This is a genomic window from Halobacteriovorax sp. DPLXC-1, assembly GCF_036903125.1.
GTDB classification, from domain to species: Bacteria; Bdellovibrionota; Bacteriovoracia; order Bacteriovoracales; family Bacteriovoracaceae; genus Halobacteriovorax_A; species Halobacteriovorax_A vibrionivorans.
On record NZ_JAYMCO010000003.1, the window covers coordinates 398,823 to 419,523 of the forward strand.

General features: G+C 35.3%; 21 protein-coding genes and 1 tRNA gene. 15 read left to right on the forward strand and 7 right to left on the reverse strand.

Annotated elements, in window-relative coordinates; translation table 11 throughout:
- Positions 1–193: 193 nt before the first annotated feature.
- The 4 genes from VCM44_RS11885 to VCM44_RS11900 all read left to right on the forward strand — a co-directional run bounded on the left by VCM44_RS11885 (position 194) and on the right by VCM44_RS11900 (position 3,568).
- Positions 194–976 (forward strand): ion channel, encoded by a 783-nt coding sequence (locus VCM44_RS11885; protein ID WP_334678894.1) that lies wholly within the window; start codon positions 194–196, stop codon positions 974–976.
- Between the two features lie 48 nt (positions 977–1,024).
- Positions 1,025–1,927, forward strand: a complete 903-nt coding sequence (locus VCM44_RS11890) for a DUF4421 family protein (protein ID WP_334678895.1) — start codon at positions 1,025–1,027, stop codon at positions 1,925–1,927.
- 67 nt (positions 1,928–1,994) lie between these two features.
- Positions 1,995–2,423, forward strand: a complete 429-nt coding sequence (locus VCM44_RS11895) for a thioredoxin domain-containing protein (RefSeq protein WP_334678896.1) — start codon at positions 1,995–1,997, stop codon at positions 2,421–2,423.
- A gap of 506 nt (positions 2,424–2,929) precedes the next feature.
- Positions 2,930–3,568, forward strand: coding sequence for a hypothetical protein (locus VCM44_RS11900; protein ID WP_334678897.1), 639 nt, complete (start codon positions 2,930–2,932; stop codon positions 3,566–3,568).
- Between the two features lie 13 nt (positions 3,569–3,581).
- Here the strand turns inward: VCM44_RS11900 and VCM44_RS11905 are convergent, their stop codons facing one another.
- On the reverse strand, positions 3,582–4,463 hold the full coding sequence (locus tag VCM44_RS11905) for a hypothetical protein (RefSeq protein ID WP_334678898.1): 882 nt from the start codon (positions 4,461–4,463) through the stop codon (positions 3,582–3,584).
- Between the two features lie 101 nt (positions 4,464–4,564).
- On the opposite strand from VCM44_RS11905, the gene VCM44_RS11910 reads away from it, so the two are divergent.
- The 3 genes from VCM44_RS11910 (at position 4,565) to VCM44_RS11920 (ending at position 5,936) form a co-directional block, all read left to right on the forward strand.
- Positions 4,565–4,711: a hypothetical protein gene (locus VCM44_RS11910; RefSeq protein ID WP_334678899.1), complete on the forward strand. Its 147-nt coding sequence runs from the start codon at positions 4,565–4,567 to the stop codon at positions 4,709–4,711.
- The gene (locus tag VCM44_RS11915; protein WP_334678900.1) at positions 4,693–4,959 is read left to right on the forward strand and encodes a hypothetical protein; all 267 of its coding nucleotides are present in this window, start codon (positions 4,693–4,695) and stop codon (positions 4,957–4,959) included. The genes VCM44_RS11910 and VCM44_RS11915 overlap by 19 nt, the downstream gene beginning before the upstream one ends.
- A gap of 194 nt (positions 4,960–5,153) precedes the next feature.
- Complete coding sequence (locus VCM44_RS11920) at positions 5,154–5,936, forward strand: hypothetical protein (protein ID WP_334678901.1); 783 nt, start codon at positions 5,154–5,156, stop codon at positions 5,934–5,936.
- Between the two features lie 191 nt (positions 5,937–6,127).
- On the opposite strand, the gene VCM44_RS11925 is transcribed toward VCM44_RS11920, so the two are convergent.
- Positions 6,128–6,204 (reverse strand) — tRNA-Asp (locus VCM44_RS11925).
- A 180-nt stretch (positions 6,205–6,384) separates the two neighbouring features.
- Here VCM44_RS11925 and VCM44_RS11930 point away from each other — a divergent pair.
- Positions 6,385–7,455, forward strand: coding sequence for an SO_0444 family Cu/Zn efflux transporter (locus tag VCM44_RS11930; RefSeq protein WP_334678902.1), 1,071 nt, complete (start codon positions 6,385–6,387; stop codon positions 7,453–7,455).
- Positions 7,456–7,477: 22 nt separating this feature from the next.
- Here VCM44_RS11930 and VCM44_RS11935 read toward each other — a convergent pair whose 3' ends face one another.
- Both VCM44_RS11935 and VCM44_RS11940 read right to left on the reverse strand, forming a co-directional pair.
- Positions 7,478–9,610, reverse strand: coding sequence for a phospholipase D-like domain-containing protein (locus VCM44_RS11935; protein WP_120404229.1), 2,133 nt, complete (start codon positions 9,608–9,610; stop codon positions 7,478–7,480).
- Between the two features lie 9 nt (positions 9,611–9,619).
- Positions 9,620–10,903, reverse strand: a complete 1,284-nt coding sequence (locus VCM44_RS11940; RefSeq protein WP_115361559.1) for a hypothetical protein — start codon at positions 10,901–10,903, stop codon at positions 9,620–9,622.
- A 252-nt stretch (positions 10,904–11,155) separates the two neighbouring features.
- On the opposite strand from VCM44_RS11940, the gene VCM44_RS11945 reads away from it, so the two are divergent.
- Positions 11,156–11,608: a hypothetical protein gene (locus VCM44_RS11945; RefSeq protein WP_334678903.1), complete on the forward strand. Its 453-nt coding sequence runs from the start codon at positions 11,156–11,158 to the stop codon at positions 11,606–11,608.
- A 43-nt stretch (positions 11,609–11,651) separates the two neighbouring features.
- On the opposite strand, the gene def is transcribed toward VCM44_RS11945, so the two are convergent.
- Complete coding sequence (gene def / locus VCM44_RS11950) at positions 11,652–12,164, reverse strand: peptide deformylase (RefSeq protein ID WP_120404231.1); 513 nt, start codon at positions 12,162–12,164, stop codon at positions 11,652–11,654.
- Positions 12,165–12,213: 49 nt separating this feature from the next.
- On the opposite strand from def, the gene VCM44_RS11955 reads away from it, so the two are divergent.
- The 5 genes from VCM44_RS11955 to VCM44_RS11975 all read left to right on the forward strand — a co-directional run bounded on the left by VCM44_RS11955 (position 12,214) and on the right by VCM44_RS11975 (position 17,663).
- Positions 12,214–12,681, forward strand: a complete 468-nt coding sequence (locus VCM44_RS11955; protein ID WP_115361553.1) for a low molecular weight protein-tyrosine-phosphatase — start codon at positions 12,214–12,216, stop codon at positions 12,679–12,681.
- Complete coding sequence (gene greB, locus VCM44_RS11960) at positions 12,671–13,162, forward strand: transcription elongation factor GreB (protein ID WP_334678904.1); 492 nt, start codon at positions 12,671–12,673, stop codon at positions 13,160–13,162. Before VCM44_RS11955 ends, greB begins: the two co-directional genes overlap by 11 nt.
- 1 nt (position 13,163) lies before the next feature.
- A complete protein-coding gene (locus VCM44_RS11965) occupies positions 13,164–13,538 on the forward strand; it encodes a DUF6165 family protein (protein WP_334678905.1) in 375 nt (124 codons plus the stop codon).
- Positions 13,539–13,565: 27 nt separating this feature from the next.
- Positions 13,566–14,357 (forward strand): class I SAM-dependent methyltransferase, encoded by a 792-nt coding sequence (locus VCM44_RS11970; RefSeq protein WP_115361547.1) that lies wholly within the window; start codon positions 13,566–13,568, stop codon positions 14,355–14,357.
- Positions 14,358–14,474: 117 nt separating this feature from the next.
- Positions 14,475–17,663 carry an efflux RND transporter permease subunit gene (locus VCM44_RS11975; RefSeq protein WP_334678906.1) on the forward strand — a complete coding sequence of 1,063 codons (3,189 nt, stop codon included), beginning with the start codon at positions 14,475–14,477 and terminating at the stop codon, positions 17,661–17,663.
- Here the strand turns inward: VCM44_RS11975 and VCM44_RS11980 are convergent.
- On the reverse strand, positions 17,660–18,178 hold the full coding sequence (locus VCM44_RS11980) for a hypothetical protein (protein ID WP_133296929.1): 519 nt from the start codon (positions 18,176–18,178) through the stop codon (positions 17,660–17,662). The two genes, VCM44_RS11975 and VCM44_RS11980, sit on opposite strands and share 4 nt — an antisense overlap.
- Before the next feature lie 65 nt (positions 18,179–18,243).
- Between VCM44_RS11980 and VCM44_RS11985 the strand changes: the two genes are divergently transcribed.
- A complete protein-coding gene (locus VCM44_RS11985) occupies positions 18,244–19,209 on the forward strand; it encodes a KpsF/GutQ family sugar-phosphate isomerase (RefSeq protein WP_334678907.1) in 966 nt (321 codons plus the stop codon).
- Here the strand turns inward: VCM44_RS11985 and lnt are convergent.
- Entirely contained in the window at positions 19,206–20,657 is a 1,452-nt protein-coding gene (gene lnt / locus VCM44_RS11990) for an apolipoprotein N-acyltransferase (protein ID WP_334678908.1), read from the reverse strand. The two genes, VCM44_RS11985 and lnt, sit on opposite strands and share 4 nt — an antisense overlap.
- Positions 20,658–20,701 lie beyond the last annotated feature (44 nt).

The following is a 20,701-nucleotide window of genomic DNA, read 5'->3' on the forward strand; positions in this document are numbered from 1 at the left end:
CTTTAATACCTGAGTAATTAATAATCAATTTACTCAAAGCGACATTACTTAATAGAGAATATTTACATTATGTTTTTTTTAAATTGAGCATATAGCTGTTATAATCTTTAAATGACACATGTCTAAGTTAAATATGGTAGCGCTGCTTAAAAAGGAGTAAAAAATAAAAATAAGAAAACTAAAGCTAGGAAGTATGCGAAAAGACTTTTATTTTCATCTTCTCAACACAAGTTGGTTGAAGCTGGTTCTTATTGTTTTTATTCTTTATTTTATCGGAAACGTTTTCTTTGGACTGCTCTTTACCCTTATCCCAAACTCAATTGGTGGACAAACACCTAGTTTTGAAAAGGCTTTTCACTTCAGTGTTCAAACCATGTCCACAATTGGTTATGGGGCCTTAAGTCCTACTGGTACACTTGCAAATTTCCTCGTCTTAGTAGAGTCATTTATTGGAATAATTGCAGTTGCAGTTATGACTGGTATTGTCTTTGCAAAACTTAGTCGCCCAAAAGCGCGAATTCGCTTCTCAAAGAATGTTCTTATTACAAAGCATGATGGAATTAGATCTGTGTGTTTAAGAATTGGGAATACAAGAGGTAATGATATTGTTGAAGCAAAGGTTCACCTTTCTGCTCTCTTTAATGAAGTCACATCTGAAGGTGAGAAGGTTAGGCGTATCTACAATTTAGATCTTAAGCGTGATTATAGTCCTTTCTTTCGATTAAGCTGGCTCATTATTCATCCCATTAGTGAAACAAGCCCTTTATTTGATTACGAGAATTCAGAGCATAAGCTAGTTGGACTCATGCTAACAGTAACAGGACATGACGGAACATATTCAACCACTGTTTATGATCAGCATCTCTATAGTAGAGAGGATATCGTAAAAGATAAGTACTTTGTGGATATTATGAAAGAAGTGACGACAAATACTTACAGAATTGAATACGAAAAATTTGATACATTAAAAGATTGATCTCTTTGCTTATTTTAAATACGCCAATAATTAGAAGGAAGAATTGAAGTGGTTGGAATTGTTTTTGCCTTGGCCATCATAACGGCAATATGGGGGGATCAAATCCATCCTCCAAAAAAACTCATTGAAAGTGTTGAGTATTCACTTGATTTTGCATCACTTAATCACACACTAGAGGTTGCGGATGAAGTTATCGAATACCAACCAACAGGCCTTTCGTATTCTTCGATTCGTCTTTCTCATAAAGACTTCACAATCGGTGTTAGTTTACAAAATCCAATTAGCGAAGAAGATAAAACGAAGTCAAAAGGTGAATCAAATGCCACAGATATCCAATTATCTTCGACATGGGGAAGGGTTTACTATGAACTCTTCTATCAAGATTACAAAGGCTATAAGATAGAAGGCTCAGACGACGGTATAAGGTCAAATATTTCGAGCTTAAATTATGGTGTGACAGCAGTTTATTTCTTTAATAAGTCCTTTCGGCCTGCAACTCTATTTGGCCATACTGAGAAAAACCGCTCTCCTCAAAAGTCATCAATTATTGAAGTTAATATCTCTGATGTTAAATTTGAAAGTAATGAAAGTTTAATACCTACTGAGCTTCAACCCAAATTTAATGGTTTTGGGGAAGTAACAAGAGTCGACGCTACTCAGTACGCACTCTCTTATGGTTATACGAGACAATTTCAACTATCTAACTTCTATCTTCTATTGAAAGGAACAATTGGTTTAAATATCTCTGATCTGAAATTTAAAAACTCCAATCTAAAAGATGATGTCACAATTGGTACGGCCATTGGAATTGGTGGTGATATTGGTTATGAGTTCGATCAATCTCTTTTTGGAATTATGATAAATAGTAAAAGGTTATCTAATACGTCCGACTATAATACTTATTCCCAAATTAGATCCTTCGGTTCTTTGTATTATCGATTCTTCTTTTAATAAATATTTGACTTAAATCAAATATTTTTAATCCAGACTTTGTTATAATGAAAATAAGGAGTATGAAATGAAAAAGATAATTCTTTGTGATTCATGTGGTGCAATTAATCGAATTGATAATGACAAACTTCAATCATCTGGTGCCGTTTGTGGAAAGTGTTCAAAAGATTTAAATACCAGTGCAAAGGTTATAAGTATCTCCTTTGAAAAACTAGAAAAAATTATCAAACATGCACAACTACCTGTCTTTGTGGATGCCTATGCTGACTGGTGTGGCCCATGTAAAATGTATGGCCCAATTTTCTCTGAATTTGCTCAAAGCAATTGGCGCTCAGGGGAGTTCTATAAAATTGATACCGAAAAGAATCCAATGATTTCGGTTAAGTTTGGTATTCGAGGAATACCTACAACTCTTCTCTTTAAAAATGGAAAATTAGCTCACTCTCAAAGTGGAGTATTGCAGGCCCCTCACTTGAATCAAATGTTATCGATGTAGGTGTATTAGTTGCTTTCTGAAAATGTATTTGAGATTGCAGGGTTGGTTCTCCGGCCTTCCGTCGTGATGTGTACTTATTAATGTAGATTGGAGTTTTTGCGGGGAACCCTCTCTCCCTCGCATCGTGCTCGGTCGTCAGGGTTGCACGGCTTCAATTAGCATACTGCTTTTCTTTGAAGAAAATTATCAATTCAGGAAATGTTTGTGAGATTGCAGAGTTGGTTCTCCTGACCTCCCGTCGTGGTCGGTCATGAGTTGTTCAGCATCAAATTGCCATACTGGCATTTGCTGCTTCCAAAAAAAAGCCGAGTGGGTTAACTCGGCTTTAATATCTTAGACTCCGAAGAGTTTAAAACTTGAATGTTACGAAATGAAAAAAATGGCGGGAGCGAAAAGACACGATACCAATACCGAATATCAGTAAGTTATATACTTATATTCTATTTGTGAATGCGAAAAGGATTTGAGAAAATTTATTTGTTAAATATTATTAAGGAGTAAGAGATTTGAAGAGACAAGATAGTATATCTCATAATTGGCAGAGCTACTTAAAGGAAACTCTTGATTCTGTTGATATGCCTCATAATATTTTTTGGGATTTAGTATCTGAAATTACAGACGATTGGTCCTTTATTATTAAGTTAGGTTCAGTGATAGAAGTTATCTTACAAAAATATCTCTCTAAAAGTCTACCAGAAGGAATGGAGAAAACTATTGATGACTTTGGATTTGCTAAAAAATTGGAGGTTGCCAAGGACTTAAAAATGATTAGTAATGATCAATACCATCTTTTTAGATGGATTAAAAACCAAAGAAATTCTGCTGCTCATAATTTTTCATATAGCTTTGAAAATTATTTGGCTCAAGAAAGTAATAAAGGTTATAAGAATAATCAAGAAACATTTTACAAACTTTTTAGAAATACATTTTCTAAAGAATGGCTTAAGAATATTGGAGTACCATTTGTTGATGAAAAGAAGTTCCTTTTAGAAAATCCACGAATTACAGTTTTCTTTTCAGTATTGCAACCAATTGCACTTATTCATGTTGAATTTGAGCATAAGAAAATTGTTGAAGATCATATCAGCTTAAAAGAAAAGTATGACTACTTATTAAGTACTTTAAAAGAGATGTTTTCAAATTGATTTATTTTAAACATTATTTATTTGTGACTATCAATTTTGCTCGTCTTTTCTCATCATAAATTCTAAATATACGACTTAGAAAACGATATATTTGTTCTTCTCTTTTCCCAAATTTATAGACAATTTTAGTACTATTATTCCAGGATACAGTTTCAAGCATATTACTAGCTAAGTGGCTGAGAATTATATTATTTTCTTTTATAGATAGATCGATTTTAGTATCGATTAGATTTAGATTGTCTTCTGAGTTTATTTTTATTCTAGAAATCGGTACATTCAAAATTCCTTTATCATCTAGCGATGTAACTAAAAATTCGTCATCTATGTGATTTGCTGGAGCTATTTCTGGTAGTGTATAGCCACAAGCCCAAATCCAATCTAGAGGGCAATCAATATTTAAAGAAATGTCTCTTTGAAATGGTGATGGTATGCAATTAAAGCACTGGATTGTTTGAAAGAAGTATGGAACATTTTGAATATCTAGCTCCTTATGAGCATTAAGATAGCTATATATGACATTGGCCTCAATATCTGATATTCCTCTTCTAAGCTTAATTACGGTCGTTTCATTATTGATAATTCTTAGTTGTTCTTGTGTAAAATTGTAGATTCTTTTTATTTCATTCGTTGCTTCTTTGATCTCGAGAGTCGTAAATCTTTCAAAAAATTGTGGGATAATTACTAGGTCATTATACCCCGGTAGTCTATGTATATTTAATGCTTTTTTTATAAGGTAACTTAATATATGCCTCTCTTCACTTTCTCTTCCATGGCCATTGTTTATAAAACCATCAAATCTATGTTCATTATATGAACCACCACAAATGAGAGCTTTGAGTAAGTCGTTTCTTATGTTAGTACTTTTTAAATTTTTAAATTCTTCTAAACTTGGCATAATATACACTCCTTTCTGTAGTATCGGATAAATTACAAAAAACTGGGCCTTTTTCCCAAGGTCTGGTCATATTTTAAATACGAATATCGTATGGAGGAAATATGGCCGAAAAGAAATTAGACCTCGTAGACAAGCTACTCATAGGCTTGGATGATTCAATTAAAGCTTCAGATGATTTAATCGGTTTATATGACATAGACCTGAAGAAGGTAGAAGACTGTGGGATGAGATGGTCGACAAAGGGATAACTCTACTAGGTGGAACACCTTCGTGCCGTATCAGAATGATTAAACCTTGGAGCTGGGAATTTATCGTAGACCCACTTGTTGACGATGATTTTAATCCATTATGGGTCGAAGCCAAGGAGGACATAGAGCTTATATATGGAGGTGATAAGCTAATGATGGTTCTACTTGTCTTTGCTGCTGAGAATGGTGATCAAACTGAAATCTTCGAAGTCATATGTTCAATATCATGTATAATTAAGCTATCATAAGAATATAAAGAGGATAAATGGTAAAGAAGTGGATTAATGGCTTATTCGGTCTTTGTTTTATTTTTATTGGTCTGACCAATTTGAATCAATTTTTGACATATGGATGGATTGATTCATATCGAGACGCCAGAATTAGTGGAAATTCTGCATACGTGATTATCATAATTCATATTTGGCTTGGCATACTCTCTCTAATGTCTGTCTTTAGAGATTATAATGCTATTAGAAGACTTGGCTTTAAGCCAATAAACTCAGAGGATAGATTAAATCCAAATGAATCATTTAGGCGTGACTTTGAAAAGTTTACTCTAACTTTTTATTCATGGAGAGATGTTAAATTTGTCGGCCACAGTGTGGATTATGGATACCGTGGTTTATATATGGCCATGGATTATATTGGTGAAAAGCCTTCTGAGTTTGAATTGATCAATGATCTCTTCGATAAGTATGATGAAGAGGAAAATGCAATTATCTTTTTTAAGGAAGGATGGAATATTGATGAAAAAGACCTTCCTCGATTGATTCGAAAAATATATAAGCGTTTAGGAATTCATTCCTCTACGTTCGGTTTAAAGTTTTTTAGAAGTTCGGATACACCGCAAAGACATTATAGAAACACTAAATTAGATTATGGAAAACATTTAAAAAATAATAAGATCACAAACTTTGCCGAGTCTTTATTTAAAGTGGCTCCTCAAGTGGTCCTTGTTGCTTTTATTAACCTGTTTTTTGAAAATGAATTTGGCCGTATGGTAGGTATACCTTCAAGTGGAGTTAATGACTTAATTGCTACAATATTGACTTTCATTATAGCTGGTAATCAGTTCTCAAAAGCAAAGTATTGGTCTTTAGACAAGGGGATTTCTAAAAAGAAGCTCTTTCATATATTCCAAGAAGAAAAAGTATATGCGATTTTGGGAGTGGTATTCATTCTTATAGGGATAAGTAAGCTTGTTCTTTTAGCTAAGTCTAGTTAGTTGATATAAAAATGTGCTTGAGATTGCAGGGTTGGTTCACCTGACCTCCCTTCCGGGTCGGTCATGCGTTGTTCGTCGTCATTTTGCCATCGTGGCAAATGACGCCTCCAAAAAAAAAGCCGAGTGGGTTAACTCGGCTTTAATATCTTAGACTCCGAAGAGTTTAAAACTTGAATGTTACGAAATGAAAATGGCGGGAGCGAAGGGACTCGAACCCTCGGCCTTCTGCGTGACAGGCAGACGTTATAACCAACTTAACTACGCCCCCGCATTTCGTAAGAATTAATATAGGGATTTGGATCACATTCGTCAATAGAAAAAATAAAAAATTGTTCATCTTTTTTCGTCTCATCTATAAAATTTGTCTATCAACTGCCCAAAATTACGCAACTACGCAGGACGAACAGTGTTTGCTCTGCTATGATATGCTCAATAAAAGAAGGTAATTATGGGTTTTTTAACATCACTTTGGAATTATATATTAGTATCAGCGCCATTTCTTATGTTTGGGCTTCTGGCCGCTGGAATCATTAAGGCCTTTATTTCTGTTGATCGCATCAAGAAGGCCATGGGTGGAAAAGGAATATGGGGAGCTTTTAAGGCCTCTGTACTAGGAATCCCGCTTCCTCTATGTAGTTGTGCCGTAATCCCTACCGCTGCTACTTTAAAGAAGCAGGGAGCATCAAATTCTGCGACATCTGCCTTTCTTATTTCAACTCCTGAATCAGGTGTCGATTCAATTGCCATGACTTATGGAATGATGGATCTTCCAATGACAATAATTAGGCCCGTTGCCGCATTCTTTTCTGCAATGGTGGCCGGTGTTCTTCAACTTGTCTTTAAAACAGATAAATTCGTTAAAAATGAAGAGCCTGAAGTTAAGAGCTGTTGCGGAAGTAAGAAGAAGGAAGTGGCCAGTGAGAGCTTTTCAAAGAAATTAAAGGACTCTTTTAAATTTGGTTACTTTGAGCTTGTTGACGATATGGCCGTCTGGCTTGCATTTGGAATCTTGGCCGGAGCCTTTATCGACTTCGCGCTTCCTGCAAACTTCTTTGATGGACTTCACGGTTGGGCCGGAAGAGGTGCAATTCTATTAGTTGGTATTCCTCTTTATATTTGTGCATCTGCAACGACTCCAATTGCCGCATCACTTGTGATGAAGGGAATGAGTCCTGGAATGGCATTACTTTTCCTACTTGTAGGACCTGCAACTAATATCTCAAATATTCTTGTCATAGGTAAGTATATTGGAAAAAGAGGAGTGGTAATCAATGTTGTAGCAATTGCTGTTGTCGCATTAGTATTTTCATTTCTAACAGATTATCTATATCAAGCCTTCACTTGGCCATTAGACTTCAAAGTTGCTCATCATGACCACGAAGTATCAAGTTGGTGGGAGATTTCTCTTGCTGTCGTTTTTACTTTGTTGATTTTGAGATCTTTATTATTAGTAGAATTACCAAGAAGATATAAGCTTTATAAAGCTAATAAGAAACAATCAAGTAGCTGTTGTGGATAAGCAGCTACTTGATTAGATAAGATTATTTGTGTCTCTTTTCAATTCCATCTTTTGATTTGTAAACCATACTTCCAACTGCATTGATAATCGCAGAAGAGCGTTTACCAAAAGCAACACCTTGGATATTAGCTTCAAAATTTTCTATATCAAAGATTTCCATCTTTTCTGAATCGTTCCAATCTCTTTTAAAGCGCTTTTCAAAACTTAGTACTTCACCTTTATCAAAGATTTGAGCACCAAACTCTCTAAAAGATCCTTGAAGAGTATCTGGATTAATATTTGAAGATCCACCTAGAACTGTAATCCCGTCGACTGAAGTGATCTTACGATGGTTTTCTTGGTGATATTCTTTTGTTGTACCATCTGGGAAATTTGCTGTAATACCATATGTTTTACGAGCACGAACTTCAATACCTGCATCAACAAGCCTCTTAACAAAGAGAGTATTTGGTAGCCCATTCATTCCAAAGTTTCCATTGTGGTCAATTACAAGTTTGATATCAAGTAGTGGATTCTGTCTTTTTGCCTTTATCAGTGCATCGATAACATATGAATCATACAGAAATAGCTGCTCCATGAAGATATTCTTTTCTGCTTTTGAAATCATATCAATTAAGATATTTCGAACATTTTTGATTGTTCCATCGACATCGGCTTCAGCTAGGCGAATAACAGAGTCTCCTTTCACTTCGTATTTGTCTTTTGTGATACTCATATCCTTTAGAATCTGGTCTTTTTTTGCAAGATAAGCGCGATTATCAAAGCCTTGTTCTTTATAATAAAAGCCAAGTAATTCCTTCGGGTCTTCAGTTAAGGCCGCTTCTAGATCTCGATAATATGATGCTTGAACTAGTCCGGCGGCTGCACCTGTGACATAAATGGCATCATCGTAGTAATAACCACCACTGTGGTCAGTCCAGTTCTTTGAACCAAAGTATGCTTGTGCATTTTCAGTATTTCCATCAACCACAATTACTTTTGAGTGGTCAATTTTTGATTCAAAATACGTACTACCTGACTCAAAGTATTGAATCGCTTCCTTTGTTTTTGGAATTAATTTCGTAATCCCAAAAGGAATCCCTGGAGGGTGACGTTGAATATTTGCCTGAAGAAGTGAAACATTATTTTTTAGCTCATCCTCTGTTTCAATACGCTTTTTAATATATTCAAATATAGGCATCATCTCATCAAGCATATTGTAATTTGTTGCATAGTCGTGGAGAAGAACAACCTTAAAGTTAGGATTCTTCTTAAGCTTCTCTTTTGTCTGGTCAAGAAGATACTCTGAAAGAGTCGCACCTAGTGTTCCACCAAATAAGAAGATATCGATAAATACTGAATGCTCAGCACTATCAATCATATCGCGAATCTTAATATAAATTGGATCTTCTTGAAAAATGATATTTCCTGTTGGATCCTCTCCTGTTGGCATCTTGATATAATCAGAATCAAAATCTAGCTTTCCACCAGCAAAGATAACTCGTTGATTTAGCCAGTCAATTCTTTCTAGAGATCGATCATTTTCTGAAACAATTTCAGTTTTATTAGAAGGAACAAATCCCAGGGCCGAAAGCGAGTATGTATTGATATCCTTAAAATGTTCATTGAAGTCAATATTGATAATTTCATTATTAGAAAGTTCTTCAATGACATCTTTTGATGTGGCAATTTTTAAAGAGTGTATTTTTAAAGTTGAAAAATAATTAGAAATAGAATTTGATGTAATACCATCTCTTGTTATTTTCTCTAATAGCTTCGCTGCTTGGGCCTTATCTTTTTCACTTGTTAGTGGATTATCAATATAATCTCTAAGAATAAAGAGCTTGTAGGCCATATAGTAGTGAATAACTTCTGCAAGGTTCTTCTCATTAGGATTGACTTTAGCCCAATAAGTAACTGGCATCGCAATCTTATTTGGAAGAATCTCATCGGCTTTTTTCATGAACTTTACCGCCGATTTCTCTTTTAGCCCCTTGAGGTCTTTGAGCGCATCAAAGAAGCTTGGTGGATGAGAGTATTCTCTTTGTCCATAGAGAGAATCGTAGCTTTCAAGCATTAGCTTTTGAGATTCAATGCGATCTTTAATATTGAATTGACCAGCAAATGATTGCATCGCAAGAGCTGAAAGAATTGTACTCGTTAGAATCTTTTTCATATTCACAACCTAGTTATTGATAAATTTGCTTAAATTTAAATTCTTAATAATAAATTCTGTATTATCCTCAAGGAACGTCTTTTTAATCGCATGACGTAGCTTCATTCGTTGATCAAAATCACGAGGGTTTGCTGTTACACGACTCTTACTTGTGAATTTCTTCTCTTGATGATCGTAAACAAGTTTTTTGATCTGTCCCTTGAAGTTGGTTTTAATAGGGCCACTTGAGAAATCACCTTTGAAATTGAATTCTGATGTTTTAATATCGTTCTTCTTTTTAAAGAAGGTGAATAGTCTCTTAAAGAAGCTATCGTATTTCTTATCAAGAGAGACAATCTCACCAAAGTGAATAATTGTTTTCGTTTTCTTTGGGATAATATTTTTCAAATTGTATTCGTAAATCGTGTCAACTGTGACAACTTGAGGCATATCATTTTTTGCGTTGAAGTCTTGTTCCGTAATATTTAGGTACTTCGACTTGAATGAATCCACTTTTAAATCTGTTGGAGAATTAACTCGAAAGTACTTTCTTAAACGAAGAAATCCTTTTACACCATTCTTCTTAGGATTTGGGATTGGTTGTGAAATCTTCCAATCTGTATCAATAACTTCAGCTGCAAGGGTAATTGCACCACCTAGGTATTGATAATCTTCATTAGATACTGGAATAGGTGTTTCAATAATAGCGTTTGAAAAGTTTGCATTATATTTCTTATATTCTTTATAAAGGCTTCCAGTGGAGTCAATATTTACTAGTTGGTTTGTTTGTAATTCGTCTTTATAAGTAGCGGAGTCTTTTTCATAAGGAGTAAACATAATATCAAATTCAAAGTTTGAATCGATAAGCTTCACTACTTTTATAGTATAAACAAATGTATTTAAAAACTCTTTTGTCAGCTCAGGAAGAACTTCTGTTTTAAGTGTCTTTCCTTCATCATTTCCTTTTTTAATGAGTCTCTCAAAGCCCTTTGTTAAACCTTCTGAAATGGCCTCTTTCCCATTTTCAGTAAAGTATTTAGCACCTTTATCAGACCAGAAGTCTACGCTCATCTTATAATCAACGGTTCCATTAAAGTCATCGTATATAACATAGTCTTCTAATGGATAGAGTACTTCGTATTCTTTATAGTCACCGGGAGCCTTTTGTGAGGCTGGTGTTCGAGGTTGATGAATTTTCTCTTTTGAATAGACGCTATCAAATTGCGACGTTGATAAGAATTGATAGGCGACAAATGCATTAACACTGAGTACACCCACTAGTGCAATAATATTTTGCTTCTTACTTTGACTCATATTTATCTCTCTTAGTTTTATATAACCCTGCTTTCTTGTCGGTTATTAAGAAAAATAACTTTAGCCAGCAATGCTAAACACTTAAAAATACTTGTTTGACTTAGAAGCGCAGTAGAAACCGAGTTTTTAGCTTCTAAAAAATGGCCAACGAATTTTACTGAATCAGCAGAAAACAAATTACCTTTAATTAAGTTTAGATTTTTTACAGAAATAGCTATCGTTATTTACAACCAAAAAAACATGGAGGAAAAAATGAAAAAGATTATTCTAAGTTTACTTTTAGCTTCTGGTCTAACTTTTAATGCATCTGCAGCTGTAGGGATGTTAACAGGGAATGCTTATTTAGCATATACTGGTTTAGTTGCAATGAAAGTTAGTACAGGTTACTCAATTAAAGCAATCTTCTCAGGTGATACAAAAGATTGGGCTAAAGCAGCTAAAATTGGACTTGCTGGATTAATCGTTCTTGATGATGAAGGACTTGCAGAATTTGGTCCAGTTAATGGAACACTAAAAGGTGTGACAGCTGACCAAATCGCTATCTACAACTCTGAAGTTGAAGAGGCGAACCTAATTCTTGAAGAAGTCGTGACTCAAATTGATCGTGAAACTTCAGTTTCTGAAGCAAAAGCAATCTGGGCACGTTATGAAGATTCAGTATCTCCAGAAACACTAGATGTTATGAGAGCGATTGTTTCTGAATAATTAAGCAATCAAAAAATGAGGGCCCGGTTTCGGGCCCTTTTACTTATAAATTCTCTTCAAAAACTAATTGTTTTATATCTTTGATTTGATCAACGTAGAGTTTTCCAAATAAATGATCGATCTCGTGTTGAAAGACTGTGGCCAAAAATCCTTGTGCTTCAATCACAACTTCTTTGGCATTTTCATCAAGAAAAGATACGCGAATATGATTTGGTCTTTCTACAAAACCCCTAAGACCTGGCACAGATAGACAACCTTCCCAATATCCATCTTCTTCTTGAGTTAAAAATTCAATTTTTGGATTAAAGATTATCATTCGTTGACTAGCTTGGGCCTCTTCATAGCGAGACTCCTCCGGGACATCAATAATTGTAACTCTTTTTGAGACTCCAATTTGAGGTGCCGCAATTCCAATTCCACCAGCAGCTTTCATTGAATCTTGCATATCTTGAATGAGCTCTTTTGTTTCAGGAGCTAAAATTTCTTCTTTTGTGAACTCTTGTGTGATCTCTCTTAATACTGGATCACCCATTGTTCTAATCTTTTGTACTGTCATGAAAAATCCTTCGATTTACTTTCACCAATGATTCTATCATAATTCTATTATGAAAATCTTATTTGTTTGTCTTGGAAATATCTGTCGATCACCTGCTGCCGATGGTGTGCTTGTTCATAAAGTACGAGAACAGGGGCTTGAGTCTGTAATTGAAGTGGATTCAGCAGGAACAAGTGCCTATCACGCAGGAGAAGCAGCCGATAAAAGAATGCGAGAGCATGCTTTTCGTCGCGGTTATTTACTTACGAGTACTGCCCGTGGATTTAATAAGGATGATTTTGAAAAATTTGATTTGATCCTTGCGATGGATAAGTCAAATTATCGCAATATTTTAGAGTTAAATCCAAATCAAGAGCAAAAGAAGAAAGTTGAGTTATTCTGTGATTATTGCACGGGAGAGTATGCCTCTTATGAAGAGGTTCCAGATCCGTACTATGGTGGAGCACGAGGTTTCGAAGAAGTTTTAAACTTAGTGGAAAATGGAGTCGAGGAGATCCTTAGACGCTATGGCAATTAAGAAAGATAATTACATTACACCTAAAGGTTTGAAGAAACTTGAGGATGAGCATGAGCATTTAACAAAGGTAGAACGTCCTGAAGTGACGGCCACTGTAAAATGGGCCGCTTCACTTGGTGATCGATCTGAGAATGCAGATTATCAATATGGAAAAAAAAGACTTCGTGAGATTGATCGAAGACTTCGTTTTCTCAATACGAGAATTAATGCGGCCAATGTCGTTGATCCAACTGAAATAAAAGCTGAAAAAGTACAATTTGGTGCGACCGTGACCTTAGAGGATGAGCAGGGGAGCGAGCGAAATTATTCAATCGTTGGAGTCGATGAAGTTGATACAACTCGTGGACTTGTGAGTTGGAAGTCTCCAATTGCAAGAGCAATGCTTGGAAAAGAAGAAGGGGATGATGTCATTGTTCAGGCTCCTGAAGAAGATTTTGAATACACAATTATGGAAATTAAATATATTGATATCGAGGTGTAATATGATTATTGAATGTCCAGTATCGCTAGGTGAGCTTGTGGATAAGATGACAATCCTAAAGATTAAAACAGAAAGAATTGAAGATCCGGAGCGTGTGAAACTAGCACAACATGAATATGATCAATTGGCCAAACGATTAAATGAGCTCAACTTAGAAGGTCTCGATAAGTATATGAGTGAGCTTAAAGAGATAAATGAAAAGCTTTGGGTGATTGAAGATGATATCCGAATTAAAGAAAAAGAGGGTGATTTTGGTGAAGGCTTTATTTCTCTGGCACGTAGTGTCTATGTGACAAATGATTTGAGATTTAAGGTTAAAAATTCAATCAATATGAGTTACAATTCTGGCATTAAAGAAGTAAAGTCTTACAAGTAATTTTTAAAATAAAAAAGAGAAGAGAGAATGAGTAAAATTCCAACGAATTTAAAGTACGAATTGTATGAAAAGTCAGTTCAGAATCATGAAGCTGATATTGAATTTATTAACAAAGAATATAAGAAAGTTTTTGGTCGCGAGCCAAAGACACTTCGTGAAGACTTTGGTGGAACAGCTGCAATGGCCTGTGACTGGGTTAAAGAAGGTAAGGATCGTCAAGCTTGGGGAATTGATCTTGATGAAGAACCACAAGCCTATGGTATCGAAAATCATTACTCTCGATTAACTGAAGAAGAAAAAACACGTATGCACTATATTCGTGGAAATGTTCTTGATGATTATGACTTTACTGCAGATGTTACTGTTGCATTTAACTTCTCATATTTCATTTTTAAAGAAAGAAATGTTCTTTTAAATTATTTTAAGCAAGTAAAAAAGAATATGGGTCCTGAGAGTATCTTTATGGTTGATATCTTCGGTGGAGAAGAATGTCGCCAAGAACTAGAAGAAGAGACTGAACACGAAGACCATACTTACTTCTGGGATTGCGATAGCTACAATCCTCTTACAGAAGAAGTACAATATTATATTCATTTTAAAACTCATCACGATAATAAGCTTTACCGTGAAGCTTTCTCTTATAATTGGAGACATTGGTCAGTTGGTGAAATTAAAGACATTATGAAGGATGCTGGTTTCGAGAACGTTGTAACTTACTGGGAAGGTGAGGACGACGACGGAACAGGGGACGGAAACTTCTACCAATCAAATGATGAAGAAAATTGTGAGTCTTGGGTGACTTATATCATGGCCTACTAAGTATTTTTAAGTACTTAGGTCATGTAAATTCGATCATTTATTCAAAAAACCTAATTTATTCACATACTTAATGTTAGAAGCTACTGTTTATTATTTTATTAAATAAGGCAGTAGCTTGTGAAAAAACTCGTATCATACTTCGTTGATAATAGCTTCTTAGTAAATCTTTTAAGTGTCATGATGATTCTATTTGGAATTATTTCATTAAGTCATATGAAAAGAGATCTTATTTCTAATTGGGCATCCAAGAGGATTCAAATTACTGCAACTCTTGTTGGAGCAGGGCCATCTCAAGTTGAAAAGTTTCTCACTTATCCAATTGAGCGTGCCATTAAAGGTAGTGCTGGAATCGATAAGATCTGGTCGAATTCACAACAAGGCTACATGAGAATAAACGTTAATGTAAAAGATGATTACGAAGATATCTCAGAGTTAGAATCAAGAATCAAAGATGCAATCGAAAATATACGTGGAGATCTTCCAAGTGAGACGGAAGATATTGTTGTACGCCACCTTAAACAGACTGAATCTTGGTTTAATTATTATGCAATTGAAAACTTTGATGAACAAAATGATACTCACCAAAAATGGATGCTTAAAATTAAGGAGCAGCTTGAAAGAGTAAATGGAGTCTCAAGAGTTGATAATTACAACGCTGAAAAGAATTTATATATTCAATTAAATGAAGAAAAACTTGCTCGTTATCGTCTTTCTCCTGCTGATATCTATAGAAAGATCAATGATACTTTTAGAATTTATCCACTTGGTTCAATTACTAAGGGAAGTGACACATATTCTGTAGAGATCGAAAATAATGAATATGATCTAGAGGCCCTAAATAATATTATTATTCGATCAAATAATTCTAGCCACACCCTTAGGCTAAAAGATATTGCTTCTCTTGAGTACAGACTACCAAAGAAGACGAGAGAGTATTATACAAATGGAAAGCGTTCAAGCAGCTTTAATATCTTCAAAGATACTGAAGCAGACTCTATTACACTTAAGAATGTATTAGAAAAAGAAGTTGCTCAAATTAATGAAAATGCTCCAGAAGGGTTACATGTCATTAGTGTAGAGGATGGCCCTGCATTTATTGAGAGACAAATTAATGCTCTTCAATCAAATGCATTTTTAGGAATTATCCTCGTTGTTATCACTCTCTTTTTATTCCTAGGATTAAAAACGTCTCTAATGACTTCTTTAGGAATGCCTTTGGCGTATTTCTTCACTTTTACAGTTCTTGATACTTTTGGAATTTCAATTGATCTAATTTCTGTTGTTGGTCTACTTCTTGTTATCGGAATTATTGTTGATGATGCAATTATTATTGCTGAACAATATATGCAAAACTTAGAAAAGGGCGCCTCTTCACGAGATGCTGCTATTGGAGCAGTACTTTCTACTTGGAAGCCTATTTGTGGAACAGTTGCAACGACACTCATCGCATTTACTCCTATCCTTGTAGGAAAAGATTCGATGTCAAATATCTTACTGGCCATTCCTGTCGTTGTGTTTGCAGCACTTCTTTTAAGTTTATTTGAAAGTTTCTTTATTCTTCCAAATCACTTACATCACTTTGTTTCAAAGGCCAATATTCATCATGAGTCTAGCGTTTTTCAACGCTTTAAAAGAGGATATGTGAAGCTACTGGAGTTCTCTTTAAAGTGGCGCTATATCGTTCTGGCTTCATTTGTGGTTATCATGATCGCTTCGATGATTTTTGCTAGTAAGAATATCAACTTTAACTTCAACCTAAGTATCTCTTCAGAGTCTGTTGAGTTTATTGGAGAGTTAAAAGAGACGAAGGGGCTTAAGGATACTTATAAGCAACTAGCTCCAGTCGAGAAGATCATGGAAGGTATTGATAAGGATAAATATAAGAATTATCAAATTACAGTAGGTCAGAATTATACAAATGGTAAAAAACAAGTTGGCCCGCAATACTTTAGCTACCGTTTATCTTTTTCTCAGCTAGATGATAATGTGGAAGCTAATAAGAAGGATGTCGAAGCCTATTTAAAAGATAAGCTTGATAAGCTTCAAAAGACAGGTGTCTTTAGCCGATTAGAAGTGAAGATAGCTAAGGGTGGAAATGATGAAAGTCGTGAAAACCTAGTTGAGGTAACAATTCGTTCACAAACTCCATTTAACGTGGAGAAAGTAACTACTGATACAAAGAAGACAATTGAAGATCTAAAAATTGAGGGGATAAAGTCAGTCGATCTAGACGACTCTCTATTTAAAGATGCATGGATATTTACACCAAAGAAGAATGAAATCCAATCAAGGGGCCTAACTCTAGCTCAGGTTTCAAATCAACTAGTGCAATTCATTAATAAGAATGAGGTCTATGAGTATGCAGTAGGTAATCGTAAGATTAAATTCTACACATATGTAAAAGACGGTGATGAATTGAATTTTGAAGACCTTGGAAAACTACCGGTTGTTCTTTCTAATGGAAATATCATTAGAGCTTCTCAGCTTGGATCTTGGAAGAAGGAGAAGAGGCAGTCAGTGATTAAGCACTCAAATCTTATGAGAAGAGTTGTTGTTGATCTTCCTTTTGACAAAGAAGTGATTAAAAAAGAAGTCTTAATTAACAAAGTGAAGCTTGTTACAGATGAGCTTTCAAAGAAATATCCTGATTTAACATTTAACGCTCAGGATGCTGATGAGCAGTCTCGTAAGAATAAGGCATCCATGGCCAAAAAGTTTGCTTTTGCACTACTTGGTATCTTCTTCATTTTAGCAATTGTTCTTAGAAGTATTATGCAACCGATCCTAATCTGTACTGCAATTCCATTTGGTGTAATTGGTGTTATCTGGGCATTCTACCTACAGGGATTAGATATTAGCTTAATGGCCATTATTGGAATTATCGGTATGGCCGGTGTTGTTGTAAACGATAGTCTTCTTCTTGTGGTAACGATAAATGAGAATCGTAAGGACTGGTTTAGCTTTCACCGCCCTGAAATTATTGATGGGGCAGCAAGCCGTCTAAGACCTATTATTCTAACTAGTATTACAACTCTAGGTGGTGTTTTTCCAATGGCCTATGCAATTGGTGGAGATGCTGGCTTCACTAAGAGTCTGGCCATGAGTATGGGATGGGGTCTACTCTTTGCGACGGTTCTAACTCTTGTCGTTTTACCGTGTATGCTTCTAGTGCAGAGAGACTTTATGGTTTTCTTTAGCCGTAAGATTCTAAGAAGAAGAGATTCTTATATGGATGATACGATTGAAGTTGAAGAGGATATTGTTCTTGTAAATCAAAACTTAGAGGAAGAAAGCGTTATTCATTAGAATAACTCTTTCTCCGCCTCGCGGGCCTTTTGTTCTTCGATACCTTTGATCATCTTCTCTCTTTTTAGGATACGATCAATTCGGTAGAGAATCGTCTTTTCAAGGATTCCATCAGATCTTACAACCCTCCAACCTTGAAGAAAGTCTTTTTCAATCATTTGGCGACGATAGATTGAGACTTTAGAAACCTCACTCTTTCCTCGATATCCCTTAATGACATTGATAACGAGTTTAAATTGAGCGGCCTTAACCATCTCTTTTGATCCAAATGCATCCGAGAAATTAACCTGACTCGTGTTATTTATCCAACGTGTCTTAATTGTCCCAGCTTCTTGGTTTTTTACTGAAATATCATATTGTTGCATAATTTCTAAGACGGCCTGCCAAGTCTGATTGAAATTGGCCTTATAGGTCTTAGCTGGCATTTCTGATTCTTCAACTAATTGTTCAAATTGTTCATATGAACTACAACTAAAAAGTAGGGTAAAGATGACGATTAATTTTAACATTTTCATATATTTATAATAACATAGTCATACACTCGATCGAGAATGAAAATTTGGTACACAATGAGGTTATAATGGACCATTTTAGTCAAATGAAGGAAGTATTGAAACTTGAAGCAGACTCAATAAACCGAGTTATCGGCTTATTAGATGAGCAAATGTGCAACAAGTTAACAAATGTTTTTGAGTTCCTTCACGCTAAAGGGGGCCAAATGGTTCTTTGTGGTGTTGGGAAGTCTGGCCTAATTGGTGAAAAGCTTTCTTCAACATTTAGCTCTCTGGGGCTGCGTTCAATTTTCCTTCACCCAACTGAGGCCCTTCACGGGGATCTTGGAAGAACAAGTGAGAATGATGCCATTATTTTCTTATCAAAGTCGGGAACAACTAGTGAGATCATGAAGCTTATGCCTTTTCTTCGTATTCACAAAGACCATAGAATTGCTCTTGTTGGAGACTTATCAAAAGCAATTGCAAAGGAATGTGGAATTGCATTTGATTGCTCTGTTGAAAGGGAAGCTTGTATAAATGACCTTGCTCCAACCACTTCTTCAACTGTTGCTCTTGCTATGGGAGATGCTATTGCAGTTGCCTATGAGAAATTTGTAGGGCTTTCAAAGGAAGGCTTTGCAATTAATCACCCTGGTGGAAAACTAGGTAAGTCATTAACGATGAAAGTTCGCGATCTCATGTGGCCATTGAAAGAAAGTCCTATTCTAACTTCAGATAAGCTATTAAAAGATGCTGTTCTAGAGATGACTAATAAGCCTCTAGGTGCTCTTGCAGTAATGGATAATAATAAATTCAGTGGAATACTTGTTGAAGGTGATATTCGCCGATCTATTGCAAAAGAAGAGAATGCTCTTGAAAAACCACTTTCTGAAATCATGACAAAAGAGCCAAAGTATATCACTTCTAATGAGCTTGCGATGGATGCTTTAAAACTTATGGAGCAAAATAAAATTTACGTTCTACCAGTTATTACTGATGGTAAATTTGAAGGCTTCATCCGCATGCACGATCTTTTAAAAGAAGGCTTTTAGAATTTAAAGTCCATATTTCTTTGTTCGAAATTCTTTGTGCGAATTAACTCACTTCCGTCCTGGAGAATTACTGATGAGATTCCAGTATTCGTTGCGCGAATGATTGGAAGTCCAAATTCCACCGCACGCCACTTTGCAAGAAATAGGTGTTGTTCCTGTTCTGAGTAAGGCCCGTACCATGAGTCATTGGTTACATTAACAATGAAGTCGACTTTTTCTCCGCGCTCTTTTACTGCGTTTAAATACTTTGAGACATAACGAGGAAAGAGTACTTCATAGCAGATTAGAGAAATGAATCCCTTATCTTTCACTTTAAAATTTGTAAAAGATTTACCTTTAGCAAAAAGTGAAACATTAGTGAGGTATGGTGCCACATACTTATTTAATGGGCCAAATGGAAGACCTTCACCAAATGGAATAAGAACCTGTTTGTGGTAGGCTTGCTCAATATCGCCATCTTTTGATGCCAAGATTGTAGCATTGTATGTATTTTCTAAAACATCTGGCTTTGTGGATGCGAGATCATAAGTCCCAATAAAGTACTTTGAATTTGAATTTATAAAGAGCTCACTTAGTTCAGCATTCACTTTCTTATTTAATTTTGTAAAAACAAATCTTGGATATGAAGTCTCAGGCCAAATGACTAAGTCCATTTTATCAATGCCATCATTTAAACTCATCGACTTATAGATATTAACTACCTCTGAAGCGGCAAGACGAACTCCTTGCTCTGACTTAAGTTTTAGATCATTTCCTATATTTCCTTGAACAACACGAATATTAAGTTCATTGTTAAGCTCATTTTTAATCGGCCCCATTAGAAAATTGGCCGATAAGAGAACAAGGATGGCCACGGCCGCAAAGGATGGAAGACGCCTCTTTTTTGAAAAACTAAAAATAAGATGTCCGATATAAAGAGTCAGAAAGCTATAAAAAGGCTGACCTAAATACTTTGCTGGTTTTAAATAAGGTGAAATCTTAAGCCAAGGATGCCCAAAGAGCGCAGGGAATTGCTGTGGTGTAAATATCTCAAGTATCACAAATACTAGGCAGTAGAAGATGCCACCGATTAAACTTTCCAGCTTAATACGATCTCTTAAAAAGTAGAAGATGATTAAGAAGAGATAGAATTGTGGTGCAATCACTAAAGAGAAGAGCTGCCATACTAGAAAGTTAAATGGGAAAAATAGTCCACCAAATTCATTTAAAGTGAACATTAACCAATAGTAGCCTGCTAAATTATAACCCCAACAAAATAAGAAGATATTGAGGAGATTGAATTTGAAGCGTCTTTCTTTATCTAGGCCATAGAAGATGATGGCCGCACTAATGAATATGGTTGGAAAAATTGTGAATTCACCAATAAAGGGAAAGTTTAAAGCATAAATAATTCCTGCAAGAACATGCAGTACGGGCAGAGCAAATTTGTGCTTAAGAATTCCAATCATACTCTATTGTTATATATGATTTAACATTTGCCAATACTAACCTT

Bases quoted from the DNA above. Each gene is read 5' to 3' on its own strand.
- VCM44_RS11935 (WP_120404229.1), bottom strand. From the start codon at position 9,610: ATGAAAAAGATTCTAACGAGTACAATTCTTTCAGCTCTTGCGATGCAA.
- VCM44_RS11895 (WP_334678896.1), top strand. From the start codon at position 1,995: ATGAAAAAGATAATTCTTTGTGATTCATGTGGTGCAATTAATCGAATT.
- VCM44_RS11920 (WP_334678901.1), top strand. From the start codon at position 5,154: ATGTCTGTCTTTAGAGATTATAATGCTATTAGAAGACTTGGCTTTAAG.
- VCM44_RS11985 (WP_334678907.1), top strand. From the start codon at position 18,244: ATGGACCATTTTAGTCAAATGAAGGAAGTATTGAAACTTGAAGCAGAC.
- VCM44_RS11915 (WP_334678900.1), top strand. From the start codon at position 4,693: ATGGTCGACAAAGGGATAACTCTACTAGGTGGAACACCTTCGTGCCGT.
- VCM44_RS11970 (WP_115361547.1), top strand. From the start codon at position 13,566: ATGAGTAAAATTCCAACGAATTTAAAGTACGAATTGTATGAAAAGTCA.
- VCM44_RS11930 (WP_334678902.1), top strand. From the start codon at position 6,385: ATGGGTTTTTTAACATCACTTTGGAATTATATATTAGTATCAGCGCCA.
- VCM44_RS11980 (WP_133296929.1), bottom strand. From the start codon at position 18,178: ATGAAAATGTTAAAATTAATCGTCATCTTTACCCTACTTTTTAGTTGT.
- VCM44_RS11940 (WP_115361559.1), bottom strand. From the start codon at position 10,903: ATGAGTCAAAGTAAGAAGCAAAATATTATTGCACTAGTGGGTGTACTC.
- VCM44_RS11885 (WP_334678894.1), top strand. From the start codon at position 194: ATGCGAAAAGACTTTTATTTTCATCTTCTCAACACAAGTTGGTTGAAG.
- VCM44_RS11905 (WP_334678898.1), bottom strand. From the start codon at position 4,463: ATGCCAAGTTTAGAAGAATTTAAAAATTTAAAAAGTACTAACATAAGA.
- VCM44_RS11955 (WP_115361553.1), top strand. From the start codon at position 12,214: ATGAAAATCTTATTTGTTTGTCTTGGAAATATCTGTCGATCACCTGCT.
- greB (WP_334678904.1), top strand. From the start codon at position 12,671: ATGGCAATTAAGAAAGATAATTACATTACACCTAAAGGTTTGAAGAAA.
- VCM44_RS11910 (WP_334678899.1), top strand. From the start codon at position 4,565: ATGGCCGAAAAGAAATTAGACCTCGTAGACAAGCTACTCATAGGCTTG.
- VCM44_RS11965 (WP_334678905.1), top strand. From the start codon at position 13,164: ATGATTATTGAATGTCCAGTATCGCTAGGTGAGCTTGTGGATAAGATG.
- def (WP_120404231.1), bottom strand. From the start codon at position 12,164: ATGACAGTACAAAAGATTAGAACAATGGGTGATCCAGTATTAAGAGAG.
- lnt (WP_334678908.1), bottom strand. From the start codon at position 20,657: ATGATTGGAATTCTTAAGCACAAATTTGCTCTGCCCGTACTGCATGTT.
- VCM44_RS11945 (WP_334678903.1), top strand. From the start codon at position 11,156: ATGAAAAAGATTATTCTAAGTTTACTTTTAGCTTCTGGTCTAACTTTT.